The organism is Aquiflexum sp., assembly GCF_977115555.1.
The window spans coordinates 1-5,477 of sequence record NZ_CDSBKL010000285.1 but is presented as its reverse complement, the minus strand read 5'-3'; the positions used below and the strand labels follow the sequence as shown (position 1 = coordinate 5,477).

The 5,477-nt window shown below is 43.0% G+C and carries 5 protein-coding genes; all 5 read right to left on the bottom strand.

All coding sequences use genetic code 11. The features are described from left to right. Nucleotides 1-61: 61 nt before the first annotated feature. Entirely contained in the window at nucleotides 62-667 is a 606-nt protein-coding gene (locus ACZFYI_RS14980) for a hypothetical protein (RefSeq protein ID WP_462524936.1), read from the bottom strand. Nucleotides 668-835: 168 nt separating this feature from the next. Further along, nucleotides 836-2,071, bottom strand: coding sequence for an LA_2272 family surface repeat-containing protein (locus ACZFYI_RS14975; protein ID WP_462524935.1), 1,236 nt, complete (start codon nucleotides 2,069-2,071; stop codon nucleotides 836-838). A gap of 185 nt (nucleotides 2,072-2,256) precedes the next feature. Next, nucleotides 2,257-3,990, bottom strand: a complete 1,734-nt coding sequence (locus tag ACZFYI_RS14970) for a carboxypeptidase-like regulatory domain-containing protein (protein WP_462524934.1) — start codon at nucleotides 3,988-3,990, stop codon at nucleotides 2,257-2,259. Then, entirely contained in the window at nucleotides 3,947-4,918 is a 972-nt protein-coding gene (locus tag ACZFYI_RS14965) for a FecR family protein (protein ID WP_462524933.1), read from the bottom strand. Before ACZFYI_RS14965 ends, ACZFYI_RS14970 begins: the two co-directional genes overlap by 44 nt. After that, nucleotides 4,915-5,477, bottom strand: a 563-nt coding sequence (locus ACZFYI_RS14960) for an RNA polymerase sigma-70 factor (RefSeq protein WP_462524932.1), incomplete at its 5' end; no start/stop codon positions are given. The genes ACZFYI_RS14960 and ACZFYI_RS14965, both read right to left, overlap by 4 nt.

Genomic DNA, 5,477 nt, shown 5'->3' with positions numbered 1-5,477 from the left:
AGGAAAGAGAGAATCGATACTTTGCTATCCTGCTTCTCCAGAAGCAGGATAACCTAGAACCTTACCTTCCCCATTTTCCGCCGCCAACAAAATAGCCGATGGTGAATCCAAAATATTCATTGACAGATCGACCTACGACTTCTCCGGCGATGTTTTGGAGATCGCTTTTAGGGACAAAATTATATTCAGCGCCTATCCTGAATTTTCCCAACTCTACTCCGGCTCTCAGCATTGGAGCCCAAGCAAAGTTGGCTTTGAGCTCGCCCAGGTCACCGGCGTCGATATCGGTGGTTTGGATGTCAATACTGCTCAATGCATAGTAACCAAAACCTCCGCCGATGTAGGGTGCTGCTTTACCTTTGCCATAGTTGAAATAATAATTTGCAGTTCCTGAGATGGAAGCATTTGCTGATAATTCACCGGTGTAATCTTTGGGGATTTCGTAGTAAATCACGTCTTTGGCGAGACCTGCCACACCCATCCTGAGGCCCAAGGCGATGTTTCGTCTGACCAAGATCTGTGGTTCAAAATTGACCAAAGCCCCGATTCCACCGCCTTTTGGTGCCGCAGCACCAAGATCCATCTGAAATCTAAATCTGTCTGTCTGCTGACTGTAGGCTGTTTGGACGGCAAGCAATACAATAATAATGGTGAGTAACTTTTTCATTTTTTTGATTGAAGTTTAAATTTTTTGTGGCTTTGGCCTGCCCAAGAGCTAAAGTCTTGGGCTTGGCTGCAGCTGTTGGTTTAGCCTCTATAATATTGACAATCGAGTGAGGTTTTACCCCTACCTATCTTTTGAACTTTTTTTAAAGTATATTTTCAAACTCTCCTTTTAGAAAACCCTGAATCCAGCTCTGAATCCCCACCACCATTGGCTGGAGATGTTTTCAGAATAGGTTTTCTCATTTCTGATTCTGGTGTTGGTATAAGTAAAAAGGTCGGGATGTCCGTCAAAGGAATTGTCAAAGACCCTGAAATTGATGGTAGGACCTGCAAAAAGGGCCAACTTCTTAGACACTTGATAGTCACCGCCTAAATAGAGTTTATTGATTAGGTTGAGCGCCTGCGTATTTCCTTTATTGAGTTGCTCTGAACTGACCTCGATATTGAGGAAAGTCTTTTTCCCCAATCGGGGAGAGGTCCCCAATCCATAGCCATAAGACCATGTCACATCCCTGCTTGGTTCCGGCCTGATTCCAACAAAAAGGATGTTGTAAAATTCCCGCTTTCCGGTGCGTAGGGCTAAGTTTAACGGAAGAACTTCATTGGCAGCAATCTCCACATTATGGTATCCTGAGCGTACAAAGCTGATCAGCCCAACAGGAATCCCACTGACGCTGTCGGCATAGTTGAAGACGCCTAGTTGGAAGCCATCGACCTTGGAGGCAAAATTGAATGCCGCCACTTGCGCTCCTTTCACTTCATGAGCGGTGAAATTGGCCAATCCTGCGACTTGGGTGCCCTCAGTATTTTTGCCCGAAAAGTTGGCTAGTCCTGCCACCTGTACACCTTTTACAGATTTTGGGGAAAAATTAGCCAATCCTGCAATCTGCACACCTTCCACTTGCCCGGTTGTAAAATTGGTCAAACCTGCCAACTGAACTCCTTTTACTGAATGGAGATTGGAATTAAAAAGACCGGCTAACTGCACGCCATCGACTATTCCTCCGACTTGATTGAATAGGCCTGCCAACTGCACGCCTGTCATGTCGCCACGGTTGATATTGAAAAGTCCTGCCATTTCAAAAGCACGGGTTCCCGCAGAATATCCTCCAAGGAGGTTGAAAGAAACATCATTGATGACATTTCCTGATTCGGTGCCGTTGGTACTGACAAAGGGGACAAATGCAAACTGTACAGATACGATGGTTGTATCTTCCGGATTTACGCTAAATGGCTGAAAATTTAATGTACCGATTTTTTCACCGATGCGGTGAAATGAAAACTTCGATTCAACCTTTTCGAGGCTATCGACCGGAGTTTCATTGGAATGGTTTGAGGCTTTTGTTTCTGTTGGAGAAAGCGAAAAGAAAGCCGCTGTTGCTAGAATTTTGCTTATGGTATTCATGTCTTTGGATTAGTTTCAATCCTAGGACAAGCGAAACAAAAAATACCCCTATTCGCATTTGGTAATTTTTAGATTTTTTTTTGCGAAATAAACCAGACCAGAAATCTCCCATACTTATGATGCTTAGTGCCAATAGTGGCAAGCCATGGGTTCCAAAGTCTTCAAATTATCCTAATTCCAATTCCTCAAAAAAACCTCAATCCTGCCCTGCCGCCTATCCATAATTGGGTGGAAATATTTTCCGAAGGAAAACTGCTTTCGGAAATGATCCGGGGATTGGTATAGGTGAATAGGGTAGGATGGTCCGTGAAGGTATTGTCAAAAACGCGCAGATTGAGACTTGGCCCGGCATACAGCCCAAACCTTTTGCCAAGGCGGTATTCAACTCCTATATAAAGCCTGTTGACAAGGTTCAAAGCCGAGACATAACCTTTGTTCACCTGTTGGGCACTGAGTTCTATATTAAGAAAAGCCTTTTTGCCCAAAGCAGGGGAGGTTCCTATCCCGTATCCAAATGCCCAAGTGGTGGAATCCGAACTGTCGGTCCTCAATCCTGCAAAAAGTATGTTGTAAAAAGACCTTGTCCCTGTCCTGAGGGAAACATTCAGCGGAAGCATTTCGTCCGCACCGATTTCTACCTGATGGTATCCTTTCCTAACAAAACTGATCAATCCTATCGGAACCCCTTGAATGCTGTCTGCATAGTTGAAGAGTCCGATCTGCGTGCCCCTCACATTTCGACCCACATTCAGGATACTCGCCAATTGTACACCATCGACATCTCTATAGTTAAAATTGGAAATACCTGCTACCTGCGTCCCCTGAAATTTTTCTGTTCCCAGATTGACCAAACCTGCCATCTGGAAACCTTTTACATTTGCGGTATTGAAATTGGTTAATCCTGCGAGCTGAACTCCATTTACTGAATCACGGACAACATTGGCTAGTCCTGCCAATTGCACCCCTCTGAATGTTCCCCCAACCTGATTGAGCAATCCCGCCGCCTGCACATATTTGACATTTCCCCGGTTGAGGTTAAACAAACCTCCAAACTCTGCTTTGTTCGTTCCTCCCGAAAACCCTCCTAAAATATTAAAAGAATAATCATTGACGACACTTCCCGCCAATTTTCTGTTGGTACTGACAAATGGAATCAAGGAAAGCTGAAATCCACGGTGCAAGGTGTCTTTCATGTTGTCCATGTTGGTGAAGCCCACGGATTTTTTGGTCCAAACCCAGAAATTTTTCATAGGTTCTGCAATGCTTTTGCCGACCTCCTCAAAGTCAATTTCTTTTGATTTGAGCAGGATTTTTTGGAAAGGAGACTGCTTTTTGTCAATCAAAAGTGTGTCAGCATACATTTGGCTATTGATGACCAACTTGATGTCATCCGCAGGATTTTTTACAGACAACTGAAAATAGCCAAATTCATCTGTCAGGGAGGATTTCAGAGTGATGGGATCATAGACAGTTGCGTCACGCACAGGTTTTCCGGTAGTTTCATCCACCACATAACCACTGATGACGCGGTCTTTAGAGGAATCAGGTTTTGGGGTAAGGATGATGTAAATGCCTTTCTGTTTGATTTCCACTTGACCTTCAAATACCACTTCCAATACTTCTCTGAGCGGTCTGATGGAAAAATCGACGGTCACATTTTTTTTGACATCGATGGCCGAAGAGCTGTAGGAAAAAACGGTTCCGGTTTCTTGTGAAAGACGCTTCAAGAATGCTTCCAAAGGTTCATTTTGCGCTGAAATGGAAATTTTCTTTTCCAAAACAGGAACCTGTTGCCCATAAACAGTAAATACGGAAAGGATAAAAAACAATATAAAACAGACAAAAACAGTCTTCTCTTTGGCCATTTGCAAATCCCTAAAAACAACCATCACCACTGATTTTGATTTGGGTTCCTTCATCTGTTACCTCAAGGCTAAGTGTTTCGGCGATGACCGATAATATGGTTTCCAAGTCTTCATTTTCAAATGCGACTGTTAGCTTACAATCGGAGATGTTTCCCTGCATGACGATGATGCGATCATATACCAAGCTCAGCTTTTCCAAAACCTCACTCAATGTTTCTTCTTGGAATACAAAAGACCTAGTCTTGAAGGAAGCTACGTTGGGGTCAGATGCTGAAAAGGAAAAAATTCCTGTATTCTTTTCATATATTCCTTTTTGTCCGGGATTGATGGTGATGCCCTCTTCTCCGGCTTTAAAAAATCTGACAATACCTTCCTGTACAGTTACTTCTACAAAGGCGCTGTCTGCAAAAGAACTGACATGAAAGACCGTCCCGATATCTTCGATCTGCAAACCTGCTGTTTCTACCGTCCATTTCACTTTTTTATTTTCCGGAATACTGATCAATGCTTCCCCTTCCAATTCGATCCTTCCTGTATTTCTCTTTTCATTGTAAGCGATTTTTACCTCTGAATTACGGTTTAGTGAAATTTCCGTAGAATCCGGCATGGTTTGGGAAATACTGCTTTCATCTGCCATGAACCGGAATTCCTGAGGACTTGTCCATTGTCTGTAAAAAAGAAAAGATAGCGCAAATATCAGGGTCAATCCCGCTGCAATTCCCCAAATTGGTATGAACCAATTTGTTTTGCCTCCTTTGTTTTCAATCTTGTTTTTAACTTTTTGCCAAGCCGCATCACTGTCAAATCTTGGTTGAGAGGGAATCTGTGATTTTTCATAGATCAAAACCGCATCGTCGAGGTATTTTTGGTTCTCGGGGGAAATGGCACACCATTCACTGAGCTCCAGGATTTCAGTTTCCGAGGCTTCACCGACAATGAATTTGCCGATCAGGTTTTCGATATGTTCCAAATCTTCATTCATGGTTCCAACAGCTTCCCAATCAAAATTGTAATCAATGGTAAATAATCTTTCAATTGGGTTCTCATTATTTTTAATGCTTTTCCCATCTGATTTTCAACAGTCTTGATGGACAGGTTGAGCTGATCTGCGATTTCCTGGTATTTGAGTTCTTCAAACCTGCTCATTTTGAAAATCAGCCTGCATTGTTCAGGTAAAGCCTGCAAAGCTTCCTGTATTTTTTCTTCTAATTCCTGCCGGATAGCCAAATGGTCTGAAGGCTGACTTTGAGGTTCTCCTTCCACCATCATGGAATCAGCATGCAGCTTTCTGACTTTAACCCTTTTGATTTCATTCAGACAGGCATTCCTCACACTTCTGTAGAGGTAAGCTTTCAATGAAGTGTCTACTTGTATGGTTTTTCTTTTTTCCCAAAAACCGATAAAAACTCCCTGTACTGTCTCTTCGGCATCATCCGGATCCTGAAGGTAGGACAATGCAAATCGGCAAAGTGGATCATAATGTGTCTTAAACAGCATCTCAAAAGAGGCAGTATCTCCGGATTGAATGTCAGAAAAAACCT

Excerpts from the sequence above, each read along its gene's own strand:
- ACZFYI_RS14980 (WP_462524936.1), bottom strand. The coding sequence starts at position 667 with ATGAAAAAGTTACTCACCATTATTATTGTATTGCTTGCCGTCCAAACA.
- ACZFYI_RS14975 (WP_462524935.1), bottom strand. The coding sequence starts at position 2,071 with ATGAATACCATAAGCAAAATTCTAGCAACAGCGGCTTTCTTTTCGCTT.
- ACZFYI_RS14970 (WP_462524934.1), bottom strand. The coding sequence starts at position 3,990 with ATGAAGGAACCCAAATCAAAATCAGTGGTGATGGTTGTTTTTAGGGAT.
- ACZFYI_RS14965 (WP_462524933.1), bottom strand. The coding sequence starts at position 4,918 with ATGAATGAAGATTTGGAACATATCGAAAACCTGATCGGCAAATTCATT.